The organism is Streptomyces sp. NPDC001732 (assembly GCF_053596315.1).
This window is the reverse complement of the sequence record NZ_JBSFFY010000015.1, coordinates 145,804-169,205: the sequence shown is the minus strand read 5'-3', so window position 1 is coordinate 169,205 and position 23,402 is coordinate 145,804. Positions and strand designations below refer to the sequence as shown.

Here is a 23,402-nt window from a genome sequence, read left to right as displayed (position 1 = left end):
AATACATCCAGTATGCGGACGCCCCTCCGCCTTGCGATGCACCGCATCTGACGCCGCGCGCTGATCCACCGGGGATTACGGGACAGCCCTTAGGCTTCCCGCTCGAATGCCGCCCTCCGGCATTCGAGCAGAAACGGTCCGGCCCCGGCCCACCGGGGAGGGCGGCCGGGGTCGCCCGCCCTCCCCGTTCTCCCCGCACCCCCGGCGATCCGGCACACCCGCCACCGCCCGCACCACCACGTTCCCGCCGTACCGCGCCATGCCGCACCGCGACAGGCCACTCACCCAAGGAGTCACCATGCAGACGAACAGTCACCCGCGCACCCGCCCCTGGCAGGGCATCATGGTCGCCACCCCGCTTCCCCTGCGCGACGACCGCACCATCGACTACGACGCCTATGCCGAACACGTGCGACAGCTCGTCGAGGCGGGCTGCGACGGCGTGGTGCCCAACGGATCGCTGGGGGAGTACCAGACCCTCACCGACGAGGAACGCGACCGGATGGTCCGGGTCGCCGTCGAGGCGGCCGGGGACGGCAGCCGCGTCATGCCGGGCGTCTCTGCCTACGGCAGCGCCGAGTCGCGGCGCTGGGCGGAACGGGCCGCCGAGGCGGGAGCCGGGTCCGTGCTGCTCCTGCCGCCCAACGGATACCGCTGCGACGACGCGGCCGTGCGCGCCCACTACGCCGACGTGGCCGAGGTCGGGGTCCCGGTCGTCGCGTACAACAACCCGTACGACACCAAGGTGGACCTGAGCCCGGCCCTGCTCGCCGAACTCCACAACGAGGGCAGCATCGTGGCCGTCAAGGAGTTCACCGGCGACGTCCGCAGGGCGTACGAGATCGCCGAGCGGGCCCCCGGCCTCGACATCCTGGTGGGCGCCGACGACGTACTGCTGGAGCTCGGCGTCGCCGGTGCCGTCGGATGGATCGCCGGCAGCCCGAACATGCTGCCGTCCTGCTGCGTCGAGCTGTACCGGGCAGCGGTGAGCGGCGATCTGGCGACCGCCCTGCCGCTCTACCGGGAGCTGCACCCGCTGCTGAGGTGGGACTCCAAGCCGGAGTTCGTCCAGGCCATCAAGCTGTCCATGGACGTCGCCGGACGCCACGGCGGTCCCACCCGCCCGCCGCGCAACCCTCTGTCCGCCGACGACGCGGCCGCCGTGCGCGCCGCCACGGAGAAGGTCCTCGCCGGGGGCCTGCGCTGAGAACGGCGGCCGGCGCACCCCGCCGGCCGCCGTCCCGTTTCCCCTCGTGACGAACCAGGAGAAGCCATGCAGACACGTCACATCTTCCATGCCGTCGACTCGCACACCGAGGGCATGCCCACCCGGGTGATCACCGGCGGCGTCGGCACCATCCCCGGCGCCACGATGGCCGAACGGCGCAGTTACTTCGAGAAGCACCGGGACGCCGTGCGCACCCTGCTCATGTACGAACCGCGCGGCCACGCCGCCATGAGCGGCGCGATCCTCCAGCCGCCCACCCGGCCGGACGCGGACTACGGCGTTCTCTACATCGAGGTCTCCGGCTGCCTGCCGATGTGCGGGCACGGCACCATCGGCGTGGCGACGGTGCTGGTGGAGACCGGGATGGTGGAGGTCACCGAACCCGTCACCACCGTGCGACTGGACACCCCCGCCGGGCTCGTCGAGGTCGACGTCCGGGTGAAGGACGGCGCGGCCACCGCCGTGACCCTCACCAACGTGCCCGCGTTCAGCGTCGCACTCGACCGGACGGCGGACGTACCCGGCTACGGGACCCTGCGCTACGACCTCGCCTACGGCGGCAACTTCTACGCGATGGTGCACCTGGCCGACCTCGGGCTGCCCTTCGACCGGGCGCACAAGGACGACATCCTGGCGGCCGGACTCGCCCTGATGAAGACGGTCGACGCCACCGACCTGCCCGTCCACCCCGAATCCCCGGACATCCACGGGCTCAAGCACGTGCAGTTCATCGCCCCCGGCTCCGACGCGCGCCACTCCCGGCACGCGATGGCCATCCACCCCGGCTGGTTCGACCGCTCGCCCTGCGGCACCGGCACCTCGGCGCGCATGGCCCAGCTGCACGCGCGCGGCGAACTCGCCCTGGACACCGACTTCGTGAACGAGTCGTTCATCGGCACCTCGTTCACCGGACGGCTCGTCCGGGAGACCACCGTGGGCGGGCTGCCGGCCGTCGTGCCCACCGTCACCGGACGCGCCTGGATCACCGGGACCGCACAATATTTCCTGGACCCGACCGACCCCTTCCCCGAAGGATTCCTGCTGTGACCCTTCCCCTGCTCGGCACCGACGACATCGAGGCCCTGGGGCCGACCGGAGCCGCGGACGCCCTGGAGGCGGCACTGCGCGGGGGGCTGGACCCGGAGTCGGCCCCGGCCCGGCACCATCTCCCGGTCCCCGGCGGGGAGTTGCTGATCATGCCGGCGACCACCCGCCGGGTGACCGGAGTGAAGATCGCCGGGGTCGCCCCCGGCAACCCGGCACGCGGCCTGCCCCGGATCACCGGAAGCTATCTGCTGCTCGACGCCGCCACCCTGCTGCCGCTCGCCCTGCTGGACGGGGCCGCGCTCACCGCGCTGCGCACCCCCGCCGTGTCCGCGCTCGCGATCCGGCACCTCACCGAGCCGGTCCTGCGCCATCTGGTGCTCTTCGGCACGGGCCCCCAGGCGTACGGGCACCTCGCCGCGGTGCTCGCGGAACGCCGGGTGGAACGGGTCACCGTGATCGGCCGCACCCCGCACCGCACCGACGCGCTCGTCGGGCACGCCCGTCGGCTCGGCACGGACGCCCACGCGGGGGAGGCGAACGGGGCGGCGGTCGCCACGGCCGACCTGGTGCTCTGCTGCACCACCTCCGCCACCCCGCTGTTCGACGGCGCCCTCGTGCCGGACGGGGCGACGGTCGTCGCGGTCGGCTCGCACACCCCCGACGCCCGCGAGGTCGACACCGCTCTGGTCTCCCGCTCCCGGGTGATCGTCGAATCGCGGTCGGCGGCCTTGGCGGAGGCCGGTGACCTGCTGATCCCGATCGCCGAAGGGGCCTTCCGGGCGCGGGACGTCGCCGGCAACCTCGCCGAGCTGGTGACCGGCCGGTGCGGCGGCGATGAGCCGGACGGAGCCGGGCGGCCCCGGTTCTTCAAGAGCGTCGGAGCGGGGTGGGAGGACCTCGCCGTCGCCGAGGCGGTGCACCGAGCTTCGACGCCCTGACCAGGTCTCCCGCGACTCCGGGACGGCGGGCCCTCATGGAACGTGACATTGTATTCTGGGGCCCCGCACGGCGCTGGAGGAACAGATATGGCCCGCCTGACGACGCTCAACGCCATCTCCGCGCAGGAGCACTTGCGCGACCAGGTGGGGAACGCCCTCAGGGCGGCGTTGATCGCCGGGGAGCTCCGGCCGGGCGTGATCTACTCCGCTCCCGCGCTCGCCGCCGAATTCGGGGTGTCCGCCACCCCGGTCCGCGAGGCCATGCTCGACCTGGCACGCGAGGGCCTGGTCGAAGCCGTCCGCAACAAGGGTTTCCGGGTCACCGAGTTGACCGAGCAGGACCTCGACGACTTCACCGAGATCCGGGCCATGATCGAGGTGCCCACCGTCGGCCGCATCACCGCGATGGGCCGCACCGAGGAGCTCGAAGCGCTCCGGCCGCTGGCGCGGGCGATCGTCGACGCCGCCGCCGAGCAGGACATCATCGGCTACCTGGAGGCCGACCGCCGCTTCCACCTCGAACTGCTCGGTCTGGCGGGCAACCGCCGACTGGTGGAGGAGGTCGGCAACCTGCGCAAGCGGTCGCGGCTCTTCGGGCTGAACAAGCTCGCCGAGACGGGAAAGCTGGTCCAGTCGGCCGAGGAACACGTGCAGTTGCTCGACCTCATGGTCGCCGGTGACGTGCAGGGCGCCGAGAGCTGCATGCTGGCCCACATGTCGCACGTCAGGTCGCTGTGGGCCGAGAAGCGGGCCGACGGCACGGGCATCGCGGCCCCGCGGGTCGCCACCGTACCGCTGCCGGCCGCGGAGAGCTGACCCACCGGCTCCACCGACCCACCGACCCACCGACCCCGTCGGCGGGCGCCCGTGCACGGACGCCCGCCGACAGGACCGGCCGGAATCAGCCGTCCAGCAGGGCGCCCATCCACTCCTCGATCCCGTCGGCGGTGCGCGGCAGCGCCGACGACATGAGGCGGGCGCCGTCGTTCGTGATCACGAGGTCGTCCTCGATCCGCACCCCGATGCCGCGCAGCGCCCGGGGCAGCGTCTCGTCGTCGGGCTGGAGGTACAGCCCCGGTTCCACCGTCAGTACCTGACCGGCCTCCAGACGCCCGTCCAGATACGCGTCGGCGCGCGCCTGCGCGCAGTCGTGCACGTCCATGCCGAGCATGTGACCGCTGCTGCAGAGCGTGTACCTGCGGTAGAGGCCGTTGTCCGGGTGGAGCGCCTCCTCGGCGGACGGCTGGAGCACACCCCACTCGTGCAGTCCCTCGGCGACGACCCGCATGGCCGCCAGGTGGAAGTCGCGGAAGCGGGCCCCCGGCCGCAGGGCGGCGATGCCCGCCTCCTGCGCGGCCAGCACCAGTTCGTACACACTGCGCTGCACGGGGGAGAACCGGCCGGACAGCGGCAGGGTACGGGTGATGTCGGCGGTGTAGAGGGTGTCGGTCTCCACTCCCGCGTCCAGCAGCAGCAACCGCTCGCGGTCCAGCGGGCCGTCGTTGCGGATCCAGTGCAGCACGCAGGCGTGCGCCCCGGCGGCGGCGATCGTGGAGTAGCCCGGACCGTTCCCCTCCAGCCGGGCCCGCAGATCGAAGACGCCCTCGATCCAGCGCTCCCCGCGCGGGTGCCGCAGCGCCTGCGGCAGGCTGCGCACCACGTCCTCGAACCCGGTCACCGTCGCGTCCACGGCGTGCTGCAGCTGCTCGGTCTCCCAGGGGTCCTTGACGAGACGTAGCTCGCTGAGCACCGCTTCGAGACCGGCCGGGACCGATCGCGTCGACGGCAACGAGCGGCGGGAGCCCAGGAGTTCGTCGACGGACGGATCCACCCCGCCCAGTGCCCGTACCGGCGGCTGCGGTCCGGTGAACAGCTTCTCCCAGGCGGCCAGGTCCGCGCAGCGGATGCCGGTGATCCGGGCCGCCTCCTCCAGGTCGGGCCTGCGGCCGACCCAGAACTCCCCGTACCTGCGATCGCGGTAGAACTCGTGGCCGCCGCGCGGGGACCGGGGGCGCAGGTACAGCACCGCCTCGTGCCGTTCGTCGCCGTCGGGCTCCAGGACGAGGACGTGGCCAACCTGGTCCTCGCCGGTGAGGCCGGTGAGCCAGGCGTAGCCGGTGTGAGGCCGGAAGCGGTGGTCGGTGTCGTTGGAGCGGACGGCGAGCGCGCCCGCCGGGAGCACCAGGCGCTCGCCGGGGAAGCGGGCGGCCAGCCGGGCGCGGCGGGCGGGGGTGAGGTCGAAGGAGGGGACGCGGAGGTCCGTCGGCAGCGGGGACTTGGCCCACCCGGTGCCCATGAAGGCGTCCAGGGCGGGCGACACCGGCAGGTCGTGGCTGCCGGTGCGGGGCGCGGAGAAGGAACGGGACACGGGCTTGCTCCTCGGGGCTCTGAGGGCTCTGGGGGCTCTTGTGGGGGCCGGAGTTCCGGCTTTCCGGCTTTCCGGCTCTCCGGGGACGTGGTGGTGCGGTGGTCGGAAGCCGGTGGTGGCGGCCGGTGCGTCCGGGGCCGCGTGTCACATCCCGTACTCCGACGAGAAGTTGTCGCGCAGATGAATGTGCGTGAGAGGGGTTCCGAAGAACATGTGACATGTGCCATTGTACAGCGCGCAAGGGAGAGGAGTCGTGCTCACGTCACAACGTGAGCGCAGTCAGACCCGGTCCGGCACCGACCTCTTGCATTCCCCCACAACCGCGCCCTGTCGCGCGGTCACCACTCCGCTGGGAGGCGGCACGTGAAGAACCTGAGGGTTCGACAGAAAATAACCGGATTGTCCACTGCGGTCCTGGCTGCATGCCTGGGCGTGGGCCTGTTCACGGCACCGAGCCAGGCCGTCGAGCAGGGCCCCGCCGCGTCGGCTGCGGCCCCCCACTCCCCGGACACCGCCCGGAAGCGGGCGGAACCCCGGACCGAGGACCCCGGTGGTCCCACCGCCGAGTCGCTGACGGCACCCACCGCCGATGCCGCTCATGTCCAGCGCAAGCCGCTCAAGGCCGCCGACCAGCCCCCGCTGTCCGCGTCCAAGGACGCGCTCAAGCGGGACTACGACGACCAGGCCACCGCGCTTCCGAGCCACCCGGCACCTTCCATGAAGGCCGAGAAGCGCCGCGCCAAGAAGCTCGGCACGGCCGCTGCCGAGTGCAACGTCACCGACTTCACCAACAACACCGGAAGCGCCCTGGTCGAGAAGGTCAAGGCGGCCACCACCGACTGCGTCAACACGCTGTTCCGCATCCAGGGCCAGGACGGCTACAACGCCTTCCGCGAGGACCAGATGGTCACCATCGCCGACGCTATGCGCGACGCGTCGGCCTCCTACCCGGGTGACGCCAGCACCGGCATGCCGCAGCTGATCCTCTTCCTCCGGGCCGGCTACTACGTGCAGTACTACGACCCCGACACCGTCGGGGAGTACGGGCCGCGCCTGGTCACGGCCATCCAGGGCGCGCTCGACGGCTTCTTCGGCTCCTCGCACGCCTTCGACGTCACCGACGCCAATGGCGAGAGCCTGTCCGAGGCGATCATCCTGGTCGACAGCGCCGAGCAGAACGCCCGCTACCTGAACATCGTCAAGAAGATGCTGGCGGACTACGACGAGTCGTACAACGACCTGTGGCACATGCGGAACGCCGTGAACAGCGTGTACACGGTGATGTTCCGCGGTCACCAGGTGCCGGAGTTCGTCACCGCCATCGAGGCCGACCCGAGCGTCCTGACCTCGCTGCGTGACTTCGCCGCGAACCACATCGACCTGCTGGGCACCGAGAACTCGTTCCTGGCCGCCAACGCGGGACTCGAACTCGGCCGCTTCCTCAAGGAGGACTCGCTGCGGGACAAGGCGAGCCCGCTCGTGCTCGAACTGATGGGCAAGAGCTCCATCGACGGCCCCACCGCCCCGCTCTGGATCAACCTGGCCAAGATGGTCGACGCCTACGACAAGGGCAACTGCGCGAAGTACGACGCCTGCAACCTCGCGGAGCGTCTCGAGAAGGTCGTCCTGCCGGTGAAGCACACCTGTAGCGACAGCATCACCATCCGGGCGCAGGACATGGCCGCGGAGGAGCTGGAAGCCAGCTGCACCAGCCTGCGCAACCAGGACGCCTACTTCCACGAGGTGGCCCGGGACAACGGTGCGGTCGCCGACGACAACAACAAGACCATCGAGGTCGTGGCCTTCGACTCCAGTGCCGACTACCAGACCTACGCCGGTGTGATCTTCGGTATCGACACCAACAACGGTGGCATGTACCTGGAGGGCGACCCCAAGGCCGAGGGCAACCAGCCCCGGTTCATCGCCTACGAGGCCGAGTGGGCCCGTCCCGACTTCCAGATCTGGAACCTCAACCACGAGTACACGCACTACCTCGACGGCCGCTACAACATGTACGGCGACTTCGCCGCGGGCATGACCACGCCGACCGTCTGGTGGGTCGAGGGCTTCGCGGAGTTCGTCTCCTACTCGTACCGCAAGCTCAACTACGACGCCGCCATCGCCCAGGCCGCGAACCGCACCTACCCCCTGAGCACCCTGTTCGACACCACCTACGAGAACGCCGACCAGACCCGCATCTACAACTGGGGCTACCTGGCCGTCCGTTACATGCTGGAGTCGCACCGCTCGGACGTCGACACCCTGCTCGGCCTCTACCGCAAGGGTGACTGGGACGCCGCCCGTACCCTGCTCACGTCGACCATCGGCAACCGTTACGACGCCGACTGGAACACCTGGCTGGAGGCCTGCGCGGCCGGTGCCTGCGGCGGCGGTTCCACCAACCCGCCCGGTGAGATCACCGAGTGCAAGGACGCCGACACCCGGATGCTGGGCAAGAACTGCATGCGCAGCAACCTGAAGTCCGTCAAGGGCGACTACGCCTACCTGGCCGTCCTCATCCCGAACGGCACCGCCCAGCTGAAGATCACCTCGTCCGGCGGTACCGGTGACGCCGACCTCTACTACAGCGACAAGGAGTGGGCGACCACCAAGGTCAACACCGACAAGTCCGTCGGGGCGGGCAACGAGCACACCCTGACCATCAACAACCCGACGCCGGGCTACCACTTCATCAGCCTCTACGGCAACGAGGCGTTCGACGGCGCCAAGGTCACCACCGAGTTCTGATCCCCACGACCCCCATGGTGCCGGCCGGCCGAGTGATGTTCCCGCTCGGCCGGCCGGTTCCGTCCCGGGGCGCGTCCGCCGGACCCGCTCCGGGGTTCACGACAGCCGCAGCGTGCCGGGCCTCGCGTCGTCCGCCAGGATCTCCACGATCAGGTCGAAGAGCGTCGGCCCCCGCCCGGCCAGCGCCTCGTCGAGCCGCTTCCGCATCGCGGGCCGGTTGGTGGGATGCGCCCGCTCCAGGCTCCGCCGCAGCTGACGGGCCGTCTCCTCGTGGCCCAGGGCCCGTGCGGAGAGCGCGTGGTCCCGCCACTCGAAGACGAAGTCGCCGTCGTCCGGGGTGCCCATCCCGCCGCCCAGACAGTCCGCGAGGGCGTCGAGATTGCGGCCGAAGTACCCGCCGGGGCCGTTCACGGCCTCGCCGATCACTTCCCAGAAGCGTTCCAGGCCGGTGACCCGGGAGCCGTCGATCACATAGGTCACGGTCATGGGAGGGAGCGTACAAGCGCGGCCGGGGCGGCGAGCGCCGGCCGCGGCCCGTGGTCCGGAAGGCCGCGGCCCCGCGTCCGTGATCCGCGCCGCAGGTGGGGGGCTACGGCGCGGACCGGTTCGGAAGTCCGGGCTTCAGCAGCCCGGGTCGATCAGGTCGAAGGTGTCGTAGTGGTCGCTGGTGTAGTAGTCCTCCTGCGCCCGCTCGCCCGTGACGATCCGGCGGGCGCCGCGGGTCGGGGAGCCGGGGGTTATGACCGTGTACTCGTGGTAATAGCCGGTGCTGTGACTGGGGAGGACGCCTTCACGGTTCTGGAAGACGGTGCCGTCCTGCGAGTACGGGAACGGGCCGCCCGCCTCGATCAGATCGAGGGTGTCGTGGGCCTGGGAGGGCAGATCCGAGTAGCAGATGCTGCCGACCGAGTCGGTCGCGGCGGTCGCGGTCGCAGTGACCGGGCCGCCGATCAGGAGAGCGGACAGGAGGGCGGCTGCGCCACCGAGCGTGGTGATCCGTGGGGGGATTCGCATACTCACCATGATGACGCGCGTAGATGCGGTCGCGTCAACGTCAACCGATGTGAATTTTTTGGAAGTTAACCCGATAGGCGTACACGTGACTTCCGTATGTCCTGCGGGTCTCGGACAGGTTTCCGCCCCCGTTCACTTATTGATGAATCGACAAGAGTGGCAGCCCGTCTGTGGGGCATGCATCCCGTGAACGTCTTCCGCGAAAGGGCTTGACGACCGCCCGGCAACAGGGAAGCGGACGGACGGGACGAGAGACCGGAACGACGACCTGGGGGCGATCCACTGTGTGGGCGGGGGACATGACGAAACATCAGGGAGACACCGATTCCATGGAGGACGATGCCTTGCGCGGGCCGGGGGCGCGGGGACCACGGCCGGTCCGGCTGTGTCGCAGACTGGCCCGCGCCGATCTGGCGGCCGTGGGCGAAGTGCGCGGAGCGCTGCGGGATTTCCTGCGCCACCGGTGGCCGGGCGAGCCGGCCGAGGTGGCGGAGCTGCTGCTGAGCGAACTGGTGACCAACGCGTTGATCCACACCGGACACGGGGCGGTCGTCACGGTGAGCGTGGCCCCCGCGAAATTACGGGTGGAAGTGCGGGACTTCGTCTCCGGACTGCCCCTGTCGTACGTACCGGACGCCGACGACGGTACGCACGGCCGGGGACTGATCCTGGTACGGAGTCTCGCGGACGCCTGGGGGGTGAGCGCGCGGGCGCTGGGCAAGGTGGTCTGGTTCGAGCTGGACGGCGAAAGACCCTGACGCGCAGTCGATATTGGTTGCGTCAGGGCCTCGACGGCCGGTCCGCCGATGGATGAGGGCCGTCGCCCGGCCGTCCGGGCGGCGGCTCCGGAAGAACCCCGGGCATCAGCCGAACTGCTGCTCCAGGTCCTTCAGTTTCCGCTCCAGCGAGTCGAGCCGGGGCAGCGCCTGGGTGTCGTCCTCGGCGGTGAGGTCGACGGCGGTCGGTTCATCCGGGTCCCGGTCCAAAGTAGCGGGGCTCGGCCCCGTCACGGCTTGCAGGGATGGCCGGGGGCGCAGGGGCAGTTGTCCCGGCTCGGATATGGCGGGCTCCACGGCGGCCTGTGCGGTGCCCGTCGCGGGGGCGATGGCCTGGACGTCCACGGGGGCGCCCCGGCCGACCCGGTGCCAGGCCCGGTTCTGCCGGTTCAGCGCCTTGATGTGGGCCCGGTCCAGCTTCTCCTGGTCCTTCCTGCGGAGACGGTTCTGCTCCTTCTCCCGCCGGTCCTCACGCACCTCGTCGACGGCCTCGTCCAGGGTGCGTACGCCTTCCAGCAGCATCAGCGACCAGGCACAGAAGGTCTCCCGGGGGGCGCGCAGCCACCGCACGATCCGGATCTGCGGCAACGGGCGGGGCACCAGGCCCTGCTCGCGCAGCGCGGCCCGGCGGGTCTGCTTCAGCGCCCGGTCGAAGAGCACGGCCGCCGAGAGCGACATCCCGGCGAAGAAGTGCGGCGCGCCCGCGTGGTCGATCCCGCGCGGCGCGTGCACCCAGTTGAACCAGGCGGCGGCACCGGCGAACGTCCACACGAGCAGACGCGAGCCGAGAGCCGCGTCACCGTGGCTGGCCTCGCGCACCGCGAGTACGGAACAGAACATGGCGGCCCCGTCGAGGCCGAACGGGACGAGGTACTCCCAGCCCCCGGAGAGCCCGAGATTCTGCTCGCCGAAGCCGACGAGCCCGTGGAAGGAGAGCGCGGCGGCCACCGCCGCACAACAGAACAGCAGGACGTACGAGGCGGTGGCGTACAGGGCCTCCTTGCGTCTGCGGCGCTCCTCGCTGCGTTCCCAGGTGTCGTCGGCCGCGGACGTGTCAGCGGCGCGCTTGCCGCGTGCGACCACCGCCACCGCCGCCAGGACTCCCACGAGCAGCACGGCGCCCGGAAGCAGCCAATTCAGCGATATGTCGGTCAGTCTCATGCGCGGTCCCTTGTGTCGCGTAGGGCATTTCGGGCGACATGATTGCCGAAACCTCCTTGCGCACAGGAGGGTTTCGGGGCAAGAGAACGCCAATGGGTCGGCGGGACGTGCGGATGACCGGGATCTGCTCGAATGCCCGTATGCGGCAGATGAGTTGCGTTCGAATCACGCGACCCGTACGGGCGGTGTCGATCAGCGCGCGGCCGCCAGCTTCCGGACCCGGTCGGCGTCGCAGGTGCGCGGGCAGGTGACGCAGGTGTCCTCGGGGCGCAGGGTGTAGAAGAGGCAGCAGCTCGCCCGGTCGCGGGTGGGCAGCGACTCGCCGTGCGGTCCGGTCAGTTCGCGGAACCCGGCCGAGCCGACGTACGGCTTCGTGGTGCCCGGCAGCAGTGCCTCCAGCTCGGCCATCGCCCGCCGCTCCTCGCCCAGCAGATGGGCGATGTACCAGAGGCCCTCGACGATCTCGTCGGTCGCCATGCCCCACAGCGCCCGCCTGCCGCGCCGCATCCGGGGACCGAAGCCGTCGAGCACCGGGCCGAGGTGGTCGGCCACGGCCGTCAGCACCTCGGCGCGCAGCGCGGCCTCGTCGGGCACCACGCGGGCGCCCGGCAGCGCGGCGGCCGGATCGTCCGGAAGGCAGGCGAACTCCCGCAGCCGCAGGGTCAGATGACCCAGCGTGCGCTGGAACGCCACGTCCTCGACGGGGATCCGGGGCACCCGCCGGTGCAGGAACCAGGGCACCGTCACCAGCAGGCAGGCGGGCCAGGCGTAGCGGTGCAGTCCGAAGCTGGCGACCACGTCGGGGCGGGGCTGCTGCCCGTAGTCCCGCAGCACCTGCGCGTGGTCCCGGGCGAGGAAGGCGTCGAGCGCCGCGCCCCCCGCCGCGAGCTCCTGCGCACCGACCCAGCCCGCGCCGCGAGGCGCCGGCTCGTCGTCCGTCAGCACCTGGGCGCGCAGTCCGGGAAAGACCTCGGCCAGACGCGCGTAGGCGCCGGTCACGGCGGACCCGGTGGCGTGGGGGAGCAGGGCGGGGAGTGTCATGCAGGACCACCGAATCACGACCGTTTGCAGGTAAGCCTTACCTTACCCGAATGGATCGGTGTTTGAACTGCGACGTCCTGCGCCTATCGTGCACAGGGGGCACGGTGCACGCGAGTCGTGCCCGCGTGCAGGCCGAGGAGGTGTCCAGTGGAGCAGGGCGGAGTGCGTGACCGGACGAGGTCGCCGGGCGAAACCGCCGTGCCCGCCTCCGTCCCGGCGGTGGTGCGGGTGCCCGAACAGGTGCGCGGCGAGCACACCCACAGCGAACCGCCCGCCCCGCGGGCCGCGGTGCGGCGGCACTCGGTGCGCGGCCAGATCCTGGACGCGTTGCGCACCGCCCTGGTCGACGGCCGGCTGGCCCCGGGTCAGGTCTACTCGGCCCCCGCCCTCGGCGCACGCTTCGGCGTCTCCGCGACCCCGGTGCGCGAGGCGATGCAGCAACTGGTCGTCGAGGGCGCCGTCGAGGTCGTGCCGAACCGCGGCTTCCGGGTGTCCGAACGCGGCCCGCGCGAACTGGCCGAGCTGGCCGAGGTGCGGGCCCTGATCGAGGTGCCCGTGATGCTGCGGCTGGCCCGCACCGTCCCGCCCGCCGGCTGGTGCGCCCTGCGCCCGCTGGCCGATGCCACGGTGGCCGCCGCGGCCGTGGGCGACCGGGCCAGTTACGCCGAGTCCGACCGGGCCTTCCACGGCGCGGTCCTCGGCCTCTGCGGCAACGAGCAGTTGGTGATGGTCGCCGACGACCTGCACCGCCGTTCCCAGTGGCCCCTGGTGAGCAACCCCGCCACCCGCCGCGCCGATCTGCTCGCCGACGCCGCCGAGCACACCGCCCTGCTCGACGCGCTGATCGCCCAGGACCTGACCGTCGTGCAGTCGCTCGTGCGCGAACACTTCACCGGCGCGGAGGTCTGACGCCGGCGTCCGGAACCGGGGCGGCTCCGGGGCCCGGTTCCGGTTCCGGGCGGCGCGCGCGGCTCCGGTTCCTTTGGCTCAGTTCGCCTCGGCCGCCTGGGGCGGGGGCGGGTCCAGATGCGGGGCCAGCCAGGTCGGCACGCCGCCGAGCAGCCGGAAGAGACGGCCCGCCTCGGCGCGCAGCCGGGTCGCGACCTCCGGCTCCGGCTCCGCGTCCGCCAGCGCGATGAGGGCCGGGGCCGTACCGATCAGATAACCCAGCTCCTCCCTTATCCGCAGACACTCCGTGAAACCGTGCCGGGCCTCCGCCAGCTCGCCCTCGCGCAGGGCGAGCAGGGCGAGCTGACGCCACGTCGAGGAGAGCAGCAGCGCGTCGCCCCGGGCGGCGGCCCCGGCGTGGGCCCTGCGGTACGCGGCGCGCGCGGCCTGCGGCGAGTCGGCGATGTTCTGGGCGATCAGGCCCCGGCGGTAGTCCAGCAGCGGGCGGCCCGGCGCGGACGGGGCGAGCAGGGCCGCGGCGCGGCTCAGGGCGACGCTGGCCTCGTCGGCCCGGTCCCGCATCCCCAGCAGCGTCGACGCGTAGGCCAGATGACCGCGCTCGCAGGCCGCCGCACCGCGCTCCTCGTCGTCGTGGGCCAGGGCCTCGGCGGTGCGCAGGGCGTCCTCGGCGTCGGTCCAGCCCTGGCCGGTGTACAGGCACCGCTCGGTCAGCAGGGCGGTCCGCTGGAGCGCCGCCCCGGGATCGGTGGCGGCGTCGGGTTCGAGCAGGGCTGCGGCGTCCGTCCAGCAGGCGCGCGACCGCAGCCGCCATACCGCTGTCTGGAGCGGCGGATCGTCATCGGCTGTCGTTCCGGAACCAGACATGGCGGTATGCACCACATTGCCCTCCCCGAGCGCGCCATCGAGCTGTTGGGTCTGGGCGGAATCTCAGCACGGATCGGCATGCCCGGCCAAGGGGTCGGGTCAATGTCAGGTGAAAAATTTCACAAACGCTCGCGCTTCCCGGAACCCTTGGCGGGCCCGGGAATTCAGCTCATACGCAGGGCGAGGAAGAAATCGAGCTTGTCCTCCAGGCGCGAAAGGTCACGTCCCGTCAACTGCTCGATTCGTCCGACGCGGTAGCGCAGCGTGTTGACGTGGAGGTGGAGCCGGGCCGCGCAACGGGTCCAGGAACCGTCGCAGTCCAGGAAGGCCTCCAGCGTCGGGATCAGCTCGGCCCGGTGCCGCCGGTCGTAGTCGCGCAGCGGGTCGAGCAGCCGTGCGGTGAACGCGCGACGCACGTCGTCGGGCACGAACGGCAGCAGCAGCACGTGCGAGGCCAGCTCGTGGTGCCCGGCCGCGCAGACCCGGCCCTCGCGGGCCGCCGCCACCCGGCGGGCGTGCCGGGCCTCCTCCAGGGCGCCGCGCAGCCCCTCGGGGGAGTGCACGGGCGCGCTGACCCCCAGGGTCAGCCGGCCGTCGTCGGCGAGGCCCGCGGAGAGCGGCTCGCGGACGGCGTCCAGCAGCGCGTCGGCGTGCAGCGCCACGAGCTCCTCCGCCGGCGCTCCCTCGTCCGGGCCGTCGTCCCGCACGGGCGCGGCCACGGCGGGCAGCGGTACGAGGGCCACTGCCTCCTCGCCCGTGTGGGCGACCGCGATCCGGTCCGTCGAGTCGGGGCCGGTGACCGCCGGATCGACGAGGATCTCCTCCAGCAGCGCCTGGGCGACCGGGCCGCCGGCGAGGGCTTCCGCGCTCTCGGGGGCCGGACCGTCCCCGCCCCATTCGACCCGCGCCACCACGACCTGCCAGTGCGGGGCGGTACCGACGCCCGGCAGCAGCACCGGGGCCGCCACCCGCAGCCGGGCGGCGATCTCGGCCGGCGGGGCACCCGTCTGGACCAGCTCCAGGACCTCCTGGGCGAGCCTGCGGCGTACCGTACGGGCCGCGTCGCGCCGGTCCCGTTCGACGGCGATCAGCTGGGTGACGCCCTGGAGCAGGTCCAGCCGGGCGGCCGGCCAGTCGCCCGCGTCCGCCTCCACCGCGAGCAGCCAGTCCGAGAGCGCCGACTCGCGCACGTCCCGGGAAGCGGGCAGGGCGCCGCGACCGGTGTTCCGGATCGGGAAGAGCGAATACGTGATGCCCTCGACCACGGCCCGGTGCGGGGTGCGGCGGCCGGTGCGGACGGCGGCCAGATGCTGCCCGGCGAGCGCAGTGCCGACCGGGCCGGGCAGCGGCGTCCCGCCGGCGCCCGCGATCTGCCGCCCGGTGGGGGAGAGTACCCAGGCGCGCAGGTCGAGGTCGGAGCCGAGCAGGTCGAGCACCACCTCGGGCCCGCCGCCCGCCGGGCCCGAGGTCATCAGCCTGCGGTGCCGGTCCACGACCGCGGCCAGGTCGCCCGCCCGCTCGCCGGACACCTGGCGCACCACGTGCTCGGTGATCGTTGCGAACGCAACGGTCTCGTGGACGGCGAAGAGAGGCAGCCGGTGCCGCGCGCACGCCTCCACCAGGTCGTCGGGGACGGGGCCCAGCTCCGCCTCGCCCGCCGCGAGCCCGGTGACACCGGCACCTGTCAGAATGCGCACGAACGGCTCCGAGTCCGAGGCGTCCCGGCGCCAGGCCAGACCCGTGAGCACCAGTTCGCCGCCCGACAGGTAGCGGCTGGGGTCCCGCAGGTCGGTGGTCATCACGCCGCGGATGGACCGGTCCAGCTCGTCCTCGCCGCCGAGCAGCCGCAGGCCCAGCGCATCGGTCTCCAGCAGTGCGCGCAGCCGCATCTCGTCGCCGCCGATCTCTTTCGTTGGTGCGGGTGAAAACTGGGTATTGAGGTGAGGTCATCGACCCCCGTCATTCGTTCGAATCTACAAGACGAGGGGTTCGACCGGCCAACTCCTTCATGGTTTCGGTGACTGCACCGGGTGGAGCACGGCTTGTGTACTGGGTCACACATCGCGTCAACAACAACATGGACCAGTCGAGGGCCGGCCGTACCCCAGGGCCTGCCGTCGGCCCCCCCGTCTGCCGTACGACGCCTGGCACGCACGCTCGCAGCGTTGCCGAAGGCCCCGGGTGGCTCCGTCACCAGGGCCCTCCGGCGCCTTGCGATCGCACGCACCAGCCGCCGCGCGGCCGTCCTGCGGACGACGACGGCGGGCCGACGGCAGCCCCTGGCCCCCTCGAACGACCCGATTGAGAAGAAGAGAGCCACTCATGGACTTCCTTCGCCCCGCCAGCTGGGAGGAGGCGCTCGCCGCCAAGGCCGAGCACCCCACGGCCGTACCCATCGCGGGTGGCACCGACGTGATGGTCGAGATCAACTTCGACCACCGTCGGCCCGAGTACCTCCTGGACCTGAACCGCATCGGGGAGCTGTCCGAATGGGAGGTGGGCCAGGAGAACGTGAGGCTCGGCGCCTCCGTCCCGTACAGCAGCATCATGGAGCACCTGCGGACCGAGCTGCCCGGACTGGCGCTCGCCTCGCACACCGTCGCCTCGCCGCAGATCCGCAACCGCGGCGGAGTCGGCGGCAACCTGGGGACCGCCTCGCCCGCCGGGGACGCCCACCCGGCGCTGCTCGCCGCCGGGGCCGAGGTCGAGGCCGAATCCGTCCGCGGAACGCGGATGATCCCGATCGACGCCTTCTACACCGGCGTCAAGCGCAACGCCCTCGAACCGGACGAGCTGATCCGGGCCGTGCACATCAAGAAGGCCGACGGCCCGCAGCAGTACTCCAAGGTCGGCACCCGCAACGCGATGGTCATCGCCGTCTGCGCCTTCGGCCTGGCCCTGCACCCCGAGACCCGTACGGTCCGCACCGGCATCGGCTCGGCCGCCCCCACACCCGTACGGGCGAAGGCGGCGGAGGAATTCCTGAACGCCGCGCTGGAGGAAGGCGGCTTCTGGGACAGCCGCACGATCATCACCCCGTCCATCGCCTCGCAGTTCGCCGCGCTCGCCGCCGGGGCCTGCAACCCGATCGACGACGTGCGCGGCACCGCGAGCTACCGCCGGCACGCCGTCGGGATCATGGCCCGCCGCACCCTCGGCTGGACCTGGGAGACATACCGCGGCAAGGGCCGCAGCACCGAAGGAGCCGCCTGATCATGCGCGTCAATTTCACGGTCAACGGCCGCAGGCACGAGGCGGACGACGTCTGGGAGGGCGAGTCCCTCCTCTACGTGCTGCGCGAACGGCTGGGCCTGCCCGGCTCGAAGAACGCCTGCGAACAGGGCGAGTGCGGCTCCTGCACGGTCCGCCTGGACGGGGTGCCGGTCTGCTCCTGCCTGGTCGCCGCAGGACAGGTGGAGGGCCGGGAGGTCGTCACGGTGGAGGGCCTCGCCGACTTCGCCGCCCACCGCTCCCAGGCCCACCCGGGCAGCGGCTGCGCCTCCGGCACCTGCGGCACCGACCCCGACAGGGCCCGGCAGTGGGAGGCCCGGCCGACCGGTGAGGGGGGCCGACCGGCGGGCGAACTCTCCCCGATCCAGCAGGCGTTCATCGACGCCGGCGCCGTCCAGTGCGGCTTCTGCACCCCCGGCCTCCTGGTCGCGGCCGACGAACTGCTCGAACGCAACCCGGAGCCGTCCGACGCGGACATCCGCGAGGCGCTCTCCGGCAACCTCTGCCGCTGCACCGGCTACGAGAAGATCCTCGACGCGGTCCGCCTCGCGGCCGCCCGCGCGGAAGAAACGGTCTGACGATGGGCCTCACCGGAAATCCCACCAGCATCAACCAGGGCACCCGTGCCAAAGGCGGCATCGGCGAGTCCACCCTCCGCCCCGACGGCACCCTGAAGGTCACCGGAGAGTTCGCGTACTCCTCCGACATGTGGCACGAGGACATGCTCTGGGGCCACACGCTGCGCTCCACGCTCGCGCACGCCGAGATCGTCTCCATCGACATCGCGGAGGCGCTCGCCACGCCCGGCGTCCACGCCGTCCTCACCCACGACGACCTGCCGACGTCGGTGAAGAACTACGGCCTGGAGATCCAGGACACCCCCGTCCTCGCCCACGGCAAGGTCCGCCACCACGGCGAACCCGTGGCGCTCGTCGCCGCCGACCACCCGGAGACGGCCCGCCGCGCCGCCGCGAAGATCCGGATCGACTACCGCGAGCTGCCCGTCGTCACCGACGAGGCGTCGGCCACCGCCCCCGGCGCCCCCCTCGTCCACGAGAACCGCGACGACCACCACGCCGGGCACGTGCCCCACCCCAACATCCTCCACCGCCAGCCCATCGTCCGCGGCGACGCGGACGCGGCGGCGGCCCGCGCCGATGTCGTGGTGAGCGGCGAGTACGTCTTCGGCATGCAGGACCAGGCGTTCCTCGGCCCCGAGTCCGGCCTGGCCGTGCCCGCCGAGGACGGCGGTGTCGACCTGTACATCGCCACCCAGTGGCTGCACTCCGACCGGCGCCAGATCGCCCCCGTCCTCGGCCTGCCCGAGGACAAGGTCCGCATGACGCTCTCCGGTGTCGGCGGCGCCTTCGGCGGACGCGAGGACCTGTCGATGCAGATCCACGCCTGCCTGCTCGCCCTGCGCACCGGCAAGCCCGTCAAGATGGTCTACAACCGGTTCGAGTCCTTCTTCGGGCACGTCCACCGCCACCCGGCGAAGCTCTGGTACGAGCACGGTGCCACCCGCGACGGCAAGCTGACCCACATGAAGTGCCGCATCGTGCTGGACGGCGGCGCCTACGCCTCCGCGTCCCCGGCCGTGGTCGGCAACGCCTCCTCGCTCGGCGTCGGCCCGTACGTCGTCGACGACGTGGACATCGAGGCCATCGCGCTCTACACCAACAACCCGCCGTGCGGCGCCATGCGCGGCTTCGGCGCGGTCCAGGCGTGCTTCGCCTACGAGGCCCAGATGGACAAGCTCGCCGCCGAACTGGGCATGGACCCGGTCGAGTTCCGGCAGCTCAACGCCATGGAACAGGGCTCCGTCCTGCCGACCGGCCAGGTCGTCGACTCGCCCGCCCCGGTCGCCGAACTGCTGCGCCGGGTCAAGGCCAGGCCGCTGCCGCCCGAGCGCCAGTGGGAGGTGGCCGGCGAACAGCCCGACGTACGGGCCCTGCCCGGCGGGCTCTCCAACACCACCCACGGCGAAGGCGTCGTCCGCGGCGTCGGCTACGCGGTCGGCCTGAAGAACGTCGGCTTCTCCGAGGGCTTCGACGACTACTCCACCGCCCGGGTACGGATGGAGGTCGTCAACGGGGAACCCGTCGCGACCGTCCACACCGCCATGGCCGAGGTCGGGCAGGGCGGCGTCACCGTGCACGCCCAGATCGCCCGCACCGAACTCGGCGTCGCCCAGGTCACCATCCACCCGGCCGACACCAGGGTCGGCTCCGCCGGTTCCACCTCCGCCTCCCGGCAGACCTACGTCACCGGCGGCGCGGTGAAGAACTCCTGCGAGGCCGTCCGCGAGAAGGTCCTGGAGATGGGCCGCCGCAAGTTCGGCACGTACCACCCCGCATGGGCCACCGCCGAACTGCTCCTGGAGGGCGGCAAGGTCGTCACCGACGGCGGCGAGGTCCTGGCCGACCTGGTGGACGTGCTGGAGGACGAGGCGGTCGACATCGAGCTGGAGTGGCGCCACCGGCCCACCGAGCCGTTCGACCTGCGCACCGGACAGGGCAACGGCCACGTCCAGTACTCCTTCGCCGCCCACCGCGCGGTCGTCGAGGTCGACACCGAACTGGGCCTGGTCAAGGTCGTCGAACTGGCCTGCGCCCAGGACGTCGGCAAGGCGCTCAACCCGCTCTCCGTCGAGGGCCAGATCCAGGGCGGCACCACCCAGGGCCTGGGCGTCGCAGTCATGGAGGAGATCCTCGTCGATCCGAAGACCGCGAAGGTGCGCAACCCCTCCTTCACGGACTACCTGATCCCCACCATCCTCGACACCCCGACCATCCCGGTCGACGTGCTCGAACTCGCCGACGACCACGCCCCGTACGGGCTCCGCGGCATCGGCGAGGCCCCCACCCTGTCGTCGACCCCGGCCGTCCTCGCGGCGATCCGGAACGCGACGGGACTGGAGCTGAACAGGACACCGGTACGCCCCGAGCACCTCACCGGCTCCTGAGCCGCGGCTCCCTCCGGAACCCTCCGGGCGGTGCGTGCCTCCCGGGAACGTCACACTTCCGCCGCACGCGCCGCCCGGAGCACCGCGGTACCGCCGTTCGCGGTACCGCTCACCCGCAACACAGCAACACAGCAACGCCGCAACACCGCAGCATCGCGACACCGGCAGTGCGGGTGACGCCACACGCCACACGCCATGCCACACGTCGCACGCAGCACGTCGCACATCACACGTCGTATCCCGCTCTGCATGAACAGTTCGTCTCGGGCCGTCCCCCGGGTCGTGCCGCCAGCGCAGACATCCCAAAACCCGCGCGCCGATTCCTTGCCGCGGGTGCCCCTGTGAATCTTGGGAGTCAGGCATCATGACCCAGCAGTCAGTGGAGCCCAGGACCAGTGCGGAGGACGCGGGCACCGGCTCGCGCGTTCCGGCCGGAAGATCCTGGCTCGACCGGTACTTCCACATCTCCGACCGTGGCTCCACCGTCGCGCGCGAAGTGCGCGGCGGCATCACCACCTTCATGGCGATGTGCTACATCCTCCTGCTCAACCCGCTCCTGCTGTCCGGCCCGGATGTGACGGGCAACCGGCTCGACCACGCCGGACTGATCACGGCGACCGCCCTGGCCGCCGCCGTGTCCACCCTGCTGATGGGCTTCGTCGGCAAGGTGCCCCTCGCCCTGGCCGCCGGGCTCTCCGTCTCCGGCGTCCTCGCCACCCAGGTGGCACCCCACATGACCTGGCCGCAGGCCATGGGCATGTGCGTGCTGTACGGCCTCGTGATCGTGCTGCTGGTCGTCACCGGGCTGCGCGAGGTCGTCATGAACGCCATACCACTGCCGCTGAAGCACGGCATCACCATCGGCATCGGCATGTTCATCGCGCTGATCGGCCTGGTCAACGCCGGTTTCGTCGGCAAGGGCGCCCCGGTCGCGCTCGGCGTGGGCGGGCAGCTCGCCGGCTGGCCCGTCCTGCTCTTCTGCGTCACCCTGCTGCTCATCTTCATGCTCCAGGCCCGCAACGTGCCCGGCGCGATCCTGATCGGCATCGTCGTCGGCACGGTCCTCGCCGTCGTCGTCAACGCGGTCGTCGACATCAGCCCGAAGGCATGGGGCGGCAGCGCGCCCGAACTCCGGGGCGACGCGGTCTCGATGCCCGACTTCGGACTCTTCGGCCACGTCGACTTCGGGGGCTGGGGCAGTGTCGGCGCCATGACCGTCGGCATGATCGTCTTCACCCTGGTGCTGGCCGGTTTCTTCGACGCGATGGCGACCGTCATCGGCGTCGGCACGGAGGCCGGGCTCGCCGACGACCGGGGCCGGATGCCGGGCCTGTCCAAGGCCCTGTTCATCGACGGCGCGGGCGGCGCGATCGGCGGCGTCTCCGGCGCCTCCGGGCAGACCGTCTTCATCGAGTCGGCGACCGGGGTGGGCGAGGGCGCCCGCACGGGCCTGTCCTCCGTCGTCACCGGCCTCCTCTTCGCCGCCGGACTGTTCTTCACCCCGCTCGCCCAGATCGTGCCGGGGCCGATCGCCGCCGCCGCGCTGGTCGTCATCGGCGCGATGATGATGCAGAATGCCCGGCACGTCGACTGGAGCGACCGCTCCGTGGCCGTGCCGGTCTTCCTGACCGTGGTCCTGATGCCCTTCACGTACTCGATCACCGCCGGTGTCGGCGCCGGGGTGATCTCCTTCGTCGCGATCAGGGCGGCGCAGGGAAGGTTCCGCGAGGTCGGCGCCTTCATGTGGGTCCTGACCGCCGTGTTCGTCGTGTACTTCGCGCTCGGCCCGATCGAGAGCTGGCTCGGCGCCGAGTAGCGCCGGACCCCGCGCACACACCCGTACGACGTCCTCCGCACACCTCTGGAAGGAGCAGCACCCATGCTGGACATCGCCGAAGAGCTCGGCCGGTGGGTCGAGCAGGGCCGTGACTTCGCCGTGGCCACCGTCGTGGCGGTCGGCGGCAGCGCGCCCCGGCAGCCGGGGGCGGCACTCGCCGTCGACCGCGACGGCACCGCGATCGGATCGGTCTCCGGCGGGTGCGTGGAGGGCGCGGTGTACGAGCTGTGCGGGCAGGCGCTGGAGGACGGCGTCCCGGTGCGTGAACGGTTCGGCTACAGCGACGAGGACGCCTTCGCGGCCGGACTGACCTGCGGCGGCGTCATCGACATCCTGGTGACACCGGTCCGGGCGGACGACCCCGCGCGGGCGGTGTTCGCCGCCGCGTTCGCCGCCGCCTCACGAGGGGAGGCGGCGGCGCTCGCCCGGGTCACCGACGGGCCCGCCGAACTCCTCGGCCGTCCACTGCTGGTACATCCCGACGGCTCGTACGAGGGCGGGCTCGGCGGCCATCCGGAACTGGACCGCACGGCGGCCGCCGACGCCCGCGCGATGCTGGACGCGGGCCGCACCGGCCCCGTCACCGTCGGCGCGGACGGCTCGCGCTGCGGACGGCCGCTCACCCTGCTCGTCGAGTCGAGCGTCCCACCGCCCCGGATGATCGTCTTCGGGGCCATCGACTTCGCCGCGGCGCTGGTGCGGGCCGGAAAGTTCCTCGGCCACCACGTCACCCTGTGCGACGCCCGCCCGGTCTTCGCCACGAAGGCCCGTTTCCCCGAGGCCGACGAGGTGGTCGTCGACTGGCCGCACCGCTATCTCGCGACGGCCGACGTCGACGCGCGCACCGTCCTGTGCGTCCTCACCCACGACGCCAAGTTCGACGTCCCCCTGCTGGAACTGGCCCTGCGGCTGCCGGTCGGGTACGTCGGGGCGATGGGCTCGCGCCGCACCCACCTGGAACGCAACGAGCGCCTGCGCGAGGTCGGCGTCACCGAACTGGAACTGGCCAGGCTGCACTCGCCGATCGGCCTCGACCTGGGCGCCCGCACCCCGGAGGAGACGGCGCTCTCGATCGTCGCGGAGATCGTCGCCGAACGGCGCGGCGGCAGCGGTCTGCCGCTCAAGGGCGCGCACACCCCGATCCACCACGAGACGGGCGAACCGCCGACCGCGGTGATCACGTCCGTGGCCTGAACCCGCCCTGAAATCATGATCGTTGGAGGGCGGGTTCCCGCCAAGGCGGCTTTACGCCAGGAGTGAACCGTGCGGTAGCCG

Annotated in this window: 19 protein-coding genes; 12 read left to right on the top strand and 7 right to left on the bottom strand. The window is 71.8% G+C overall.

Annotated features, from left to right (window positions below; all coding sequences use genetic code 11):
- Positions 1–298: 298 nt before the first annotated feature.
- The 4 genes from ACWCXX_RS17865 (at position 299) to ACWCXX_RS17850 (ending at position 4,029) form a co-directional block, all read left to right on the top strand.
- Positions 299–1,207: a dihydrodipicolinate synthase family protein gene (locus ACWCXX_RS17865; protein WP_451128180.1), complete on the top strand. Its 909-nt coding sequence runs from the start codon at positions 299–301 to the stop codon at positions 1,205–1,207.
- Between the two features lie 66 nt (positions 1,208–1,273).
- The gene (locus tag ACWCXX_RS17860; protein ID WP_451128178.1) at positions 1,274–2,275 is read left to right on the top strand and encodes a proline racemase family protein; all 1,002 of its coding nucleotides are present in this window, start codon (positions 1,274–1,276) and stop codon (positions 2,273–2,275) included.
- Positions 2,272–3,213 (top strand): ornithine cyclodeaminase family protein, encoded by a 942-nt coding sequence (locus ACWCXX_RS17855; protein ID WP_451128176.1) that lies wholly within the window; start codon positions 2,272–2,274, stop codon positions 3,211–3,213. The genes ACWCXX_RS17860 and ACWCXX_RS17855 overlap by 4 nt, the downstream gene beginning before the upstream one ends.
- 87 nt (positions 3,214–3,300) lie before the next feature.
- On the top strand, positions 3,301–4,029 hold the full coding sequence (locus ACWCXX_RS17850; protein WP_451128174.1) for a GntR family transcriptional regulator: 729 nt from the start codon (positions 3,301–3,303) through the stop codon (positions 4,027–4,029).
- A gap of 85 nt (positions 4,030–4,114) precedes the next feature.
- Here the strand turns inward: ACWCXX_RS17850 and ACWCXX_RS17845 are convergent, their stop codons facing one another.
- Positions 4,115–5,581, bottom strand: coding sequence for an aminopeptidase P family protein (locus ACWCXX_RS17845; protein WP_451128172.1), 1,467 nt, complete (start codon positions 5,579–5,581; stop codon positions 4,115–4,117).
- A gap of 363 nt (positions 5,582–5,944) precedes the next feature.
- Here ACWCXX_RS17845 and ACWCXX_RS17840 point away from each other — a divergent pair, with 363 nt between their 5' ends.
- Positions 5,945–8,329 carry a M9 family metallopeptidase gene (locus ACWCXX_RS17840; protein ID WP_451128170.1) on the top strand — a complete coding sequence of 795 codons (2,385 nt, stop codon included), beginning with the start codon at positions 5,945–5,947 and terminating at the stop codon, positions 8,327–8,329.
- Positions 8,330–8,425: 96 nt separating this feature from the next.
- Here the strand turns inward: ACWCXX_RS17840 and ACWCXX_RS17835 are convergent, their stop codons facing one another.
- Both ACWCXX_RS17835 and ACWCXX_RS17830 read right to left on the bottom strand, forming a co-directional pair.
- Positions 8,426–8,815, bottom strand: a complete 390-nt coding sequence (locus ACWCXX_RS17835) for a barstar family protein (RefSeq protein ID WP_451128168.1) — start codon at positions 8,813–8,815, stop codon at positions 8,426–8,428.
- A 135-nt stretch (positions 8,816–8,950) separates the two neighbouring features.
- Complete coding sequence (locus ACWCXX_RS17830; RefSeq protein WP_451128166.1) at positions 8,951–9,343, bottom strand: ribonuclease domain-containing protein; 393 nt, start codon at positions 9,341–9,343, stop codon at positions 8,951–8,953.
- A 395-nt stretch (positions 9,344–9,738) separates the two neighbouring features.
- Here ACWCXX_RS17830 and ACWCXX_RS17825 point away from each other — a divergent pair, with 395 nt between their 5' ends.
- Positions 9,739–10,101, top strand: a complete 363-nt coding sequence (locus ACWCXX_RS17825) for an ATP-binding protein (RefSeq protein WP_451128190.1) — start codon at positions 9,739–9,741, stop codon at positions 10,099–10,101.
- A gap of 105 nt (positions 10,102–10,206) precedes the next feature.
- Here ACWCXX_RS17825 and ACWCXX_RS17820 read toward each other — a convergent pair whose 3' ends face one another.
- The gene (locus tag ACWCXX_RS17820) at positions 10,207–11,280 is read right to left on the bottom strand and encodes a DUF2637 domain-containing protein (RefSeq protein WP_451128164.1); all 1,074 of its coding nucleotides are present in this window, start codon (positions 11,278–11,280) and stop codon (positions 10,207–10,209) included.
- Positions 11,281–11,472: 192 nt separating this feature from the next.
- A complete protein-coding gene (locus ACWCXX_RS17815) occupies positions 11,473–12,321 on the bottom strand; it encodes a (2Fe-2S)-binding protein (RefSeq protein WP_451128162.1) in 849 nt (282 codons plus the stop codon).
- A gap of 147 nt (positions 12,322–12,468) precedes the next feature.
- Here ACWCXX_RS17815 and ACWCXX_RS17810 point away from each other — a divergent pair, with 147 nt between their 5' ends.
- A complete protein-coding gene (locus ACWCXX_RS17810; protein ID WP_451128160.1) occupies positions 12,469–13,230 on the top strand; it encodes a GntR family transcriptional regulator in 762 nt (253 codons plus the stop codon).
- Between the two features lie 78 nt (positions 13,231–13,308).
- Here the strand turns inward: ACWCXX_RS17810 and ACWCXX_RS17805 are convergent, their stop codons facing one another.
- Both ACWCXX_RS17805 and ACWCXX_RS17800 read right to left on the bottom strand, forming a co-directional pair.
- Positions 13,309–14,094 carry a hypothetical protein gene (locus tag ACWCXX_RS17805; protein ID WP_451128158.1) on the bottom strand — a complete coding sequence of 262 codons (786 nt, stop codon included), beginning with the start codon at positions 14,092–14,094 and terminating at the stop codon, positions 13,309–13,311.
- 164 nt (positions 14,095–14,258) lie between these two features.
- The gene (locus ACWCXX_RS17800; RefSeq protein WP_451128156.1) at positions 14,259–15,983 is read right to left on the bottom strand and encodes a PucR family transcriptional regulator; all 1,725 of its coding nucleotides are present in this window, start codon (positions 15,981–15,983) and stop codon (positions 14,259–14,261) included.
- 433 nt (positions 15,984–16,416) lie between these two features.
- Here ACWCXX_RS17800 and ACWCXX_RS17795 point away from each other — a divergent pair, with 433 nt between their 5' ends.
- The 5 genes from ACWCXX_RS17795 (at position 16,417) to ACWCXX_RS17775 (ending at position 23,321) form a co-directional block, all read left to right on the top strand.
- Positions 16,417–17,307: an FAD binding domain-containing protein gene (locus ACWCXX_RS17795; RefSeq protein WP_451128154.1), complete on the top strand. Its 891-nt coding sequence runs from the start codon at positions 16,417–16,419 to the stop codon at positions 17,305–17,307.
- A gap of 2 nt (positions 17,308–17,309) precedes the next feature.
- On the top strand, positions 17,310–17,903 hold the full coding sequence (locus ACWCXX_RS17790; protein ID WP_451128152.1) for a (2Fe-2S)-binding protein: 594 nt from the start codon (positions 17,310–17,312) through the stop codon (positions 17,901–17,903).
- A 2-nt stretch (positions 17,904–17,905) separates the two neighbouring features.
- Positions 17,906–20,290 (top strand): xanthine dehydrogenase subunit D, encoded by a 2,385-nt coding sequence (gene pucD / locus ACWCXX_RS17785; RefSeq protein ID WP_451128150.1) that lies wholly within the window; start codon positions 17,906–17,908, stop codon positions 20,288–20,290.
- A 364-nt stretch (positions 20,291–20,654) separates the two neighbouring features.
- A complete protein-coding gene (locus ACWCXX_RS17780; protein WP_451128148.1) occupies positions 20,655–22,106 on the top strand; it encodes an NCS2 family permease in 1,452 nt (483 codons plus the stop codon).
- Between the two features lie 63 nt (positions 22,107–22,169).
- Positions 22,170–23,321 carry an XdhC family protein gene (locus tag ACWCXX_RS17775; RefSeq protein WP_451128146.1) on the top strand — a complete coding sequence of 384 codons (1,152 nt, stop codon included), beginning with the start codon at positions 22,170–22,172 and terminating at the stop codon, positions 23,319–23,321.
- Positions 23,322–23,402 lie beyond the last annotated feature (81 nt).

Excerpts from the sequence above, each read along its gene's own strand:
- ACWCXX_RS17850 (WP_451128174.1), top strand. The coding sequence starts at position 3,301 with ATGGCCCGCCTGACGACGCTCAACGCCATCTCCGCGCAGGAGCACTTG.
- ACWCXX_RS17820 (WP_451128164.1), bottom strand. The coding sequence starts at position 11,280 with ATGAGACTGACCGACATATCGCTGAATTGGCTGCTTCCGGGCGCCGTG.
- ACWCXX_RS17815 (WP_451128162.1), bottom strand. The coding sequence starts at position 12,321 with ATGACACTCCCCGCCCTGCTCCCCCACGCCACCGGGTCCGCCGTGACC.
- ACWCXX_RS17800 (WP_451128156.1), bottom strand. The coding sequence starts at position 15,983 with ATGCGGCTGCGCGCACTGCTGGAGACCGATGCGCTGGGCCTGCGGCTG.
- ACWCXX_RS17780 (WP_451128148.1), top strand. The coding sequence starts at position 20,655 with ATGACCCAGCAGTCAGTGGAGCCCAGGACCAGTGCGGAGGACGCGGGC.
- ACWCXX_RS17865 (WP_451128180.1), top strand. The coding sequence starts at position 299 with ATGCAGACGAACAGTCACCCGCGCACCCGCCCCTGGCAGGGCATCATG.
- ACWCXX_RS17805 (WP_451128158.1), bottom strand. The coding sequence starts at position 14,094 with ATGTCTGGTTCCGGAACGACAGCCGATGACGATCCGCCGCTCCAGACA.
- pucD (WP_451128150.1), top strand. The coding sequence starts at position 17,906 with ATGGGCCTCACCGGAAATCCCACCAGCATCAACCAGGGCACCCGTGCC.
- ACWCXX_RS17860 (WP_451128178.1), top strand. The coding sequence starts at position 1,274 with ATGCAGACACGTCACATCTTCCATGCCGTCGACTCGCACACCGAGGGC.
- ACWCXX_RS17795 (WP_451128154.1), top strand. The coding sequence starts at position 16,417 with ATGGACTTCCTTCGCCCCGCCAGCTGGGAGGAGGCGCTCGCCGCCAAG.
- ACWCXX_RS17775 (WP_451128146.1), top strand. The coding sequence starts at position 22,170 with ATGCTGGACATCGCCGAAGAGCTCGGCCGGTGGGTCGAGCAGGGCCGT.
- ACWCXX_RS17835 (WP_451128168.1), bottom strand. The coding sequence starts at position 8,815 with ATGACCGTGACCTATGTGATCGACGGCTCCCGGGTCACCGGCCTGGAA.
- ACWCXX_RS17830 (WP_451128166.1), bottom strand. The coding sequence starts at position 9,343 with ATGCGAATCCCCCCACGGATCACCACGCTCGGTGGCGCAGCCGCCCTC.
- ACWCXX_RS17790 (WP_451128152.1), top strand. The coding sequence starts at position 17,310 with ATGCGCGTCAATTTCACGGTCAACGGCCGCAGGCACGAGGCGGACGAC.